Raw genomic sequence first — 1,484 nt, forward strand, 5'->3', positions numbered from 1 at the left:
GTGCTCGGCGGATCAGGCGCGGGAGCTGGGGTTGGCGTGGCGGCCGGTCGGCGGGGTCCGGCTTGCGCGGGGGTACGACGTGGCGGCGGGGCTGGGCGACGACGTCGACCGGGTGCGGACGCCGTTGCGCGCGGCGATCGCCCGCTGTCTCGGCGCGAACGTTGCGGCAGACTGACGCCGTGAACACTGAGGCGCTGCTGGCGCGGCTGCGGGACGAACTCGACGAAGGCGGGCTGCGAGGCTCGTTCCTCGTCCGAGACCTCGGGTCCGGCCGCGAGATCGGGATCGAGCCCGATCTGGAGTTCGCGACCGCGTCGCTGGTCAAGGTCCCGCTCGTGGCGGTGACCCAGGACCGGATCCGGCGCGGGGAGCTGGACGGCGCGCAGCAGGTGGAGATCGAACCCGACCGGATCGACACGGCGGGGCCGACCGGGCTGTCGCGCTTCCGCCATCCGGCGCGGCTGGCGGTGGCCGATCTGATGTACCTGGCTTCCTCGATCAGCGACAGCGCCGCGGCCGACGAACTGTTCGCCCTCACCTCGCCCGCGGAGGTCACGCGAACGGTGCGGGACTGGGGCATCACCGGCATCTCGGTGCGGCATTCGGTGCGGGAGCTGAGCGATACGCCGGTGGAACGGTTCGCCGCGGCCGAGGTGCACCTCGCGCACTCGCTCGCGATCGGCGCGGTGACTGAGGGACAAGGGCATCCGGTGCGGCAGCTGGACGTCTCGCGGGCGAGTTCCGGTTCGGCCCGTGCGTTCGCCGACCTGCTGACTGCGTTGTGGACGCCGTCGAAGATCGACCCGGACGTGTCCGCGCGGGTCCGCGAGCTGATGGGCGACAACCTGCTGCGGCAACGATTGGCACCGGATTTCGCCTCGGATTCCGCGAAGTGGTCCTCGAAAACCGGGACGCTGCTGAACTTGCGGCACGAGATCGGGGTGGTGGAGCACTCGGACGGCCAGGCGTTCGCGGTCGCCGCGCTCACCGAATCCCGGGTGCCCGCGGCGATTCAGCCGGAGGCGGAGATCTTGATGGCGCGGGTCGCTCGGGCGTTGCGGGACCATCTGCGGGCTCGCGGATAAGCCGGTCCGGCCGGATCCGCCCTCGCGGCGGATCCGGCCGGTTCCCGTCAGGCCAGGCCCAGCAGCGTGAGGATGAGAACGATTCCGTGCGTCTGCATTTCCCGCACCTCCCTCCCGGATCCAGGCACGGAAAACCCTGCCCGCGAAATAGCGTGATTTCGCGGTTATCCGGGTTTCCGTGATTCTCGGCGAACCGCCCGGAACGAGCGGCGTGCACCCAGAATGCGATCCGGGAACGAAGGCAGACAAGGGGTTTCCTGTTTCCTCGGCGGGGAGGAAACACCCGCCGAGATGTCCGTGAGGGGAACCCTGAGGGACTCAGAGTCCCTCAGGGTTCCCCTCACGGACTTGGGCCGGGGGAGTCCGGGGAGTCAGCGCAGGGCGGGGTTTCCCCAGGCC

At 70.3% G+C, this 1,484-nt stretch carries 1 protein-coding gene; it reads left to right on the forward strand.

The annotated features are described in order from the left end of the window. Window positions 1–179: 179 nt before the first annotated feature. Complete coding sequence (locus D0D37_RS46285; RefSeq protein ID WP_116206893.1) at window positions 180–1,085, forward strand: serine hydrolase; 906 nt, start codon at window positions 180–182, stop codon at window positions 1,083–1,085. Window positions 1,086–1,484: the final 399 nt, after the last annotated feature.

The organism is Amycolatopsis circi (genome assembly GCF_003385235.1).
GTDB classification, from domain to species: domain Bacteria; phylum Actinomycetota; class Actinomycetes; order Mycobacteriales; family Pseudonocardiaceae; genus Amycolatopsis; species Amycolatopsis circi.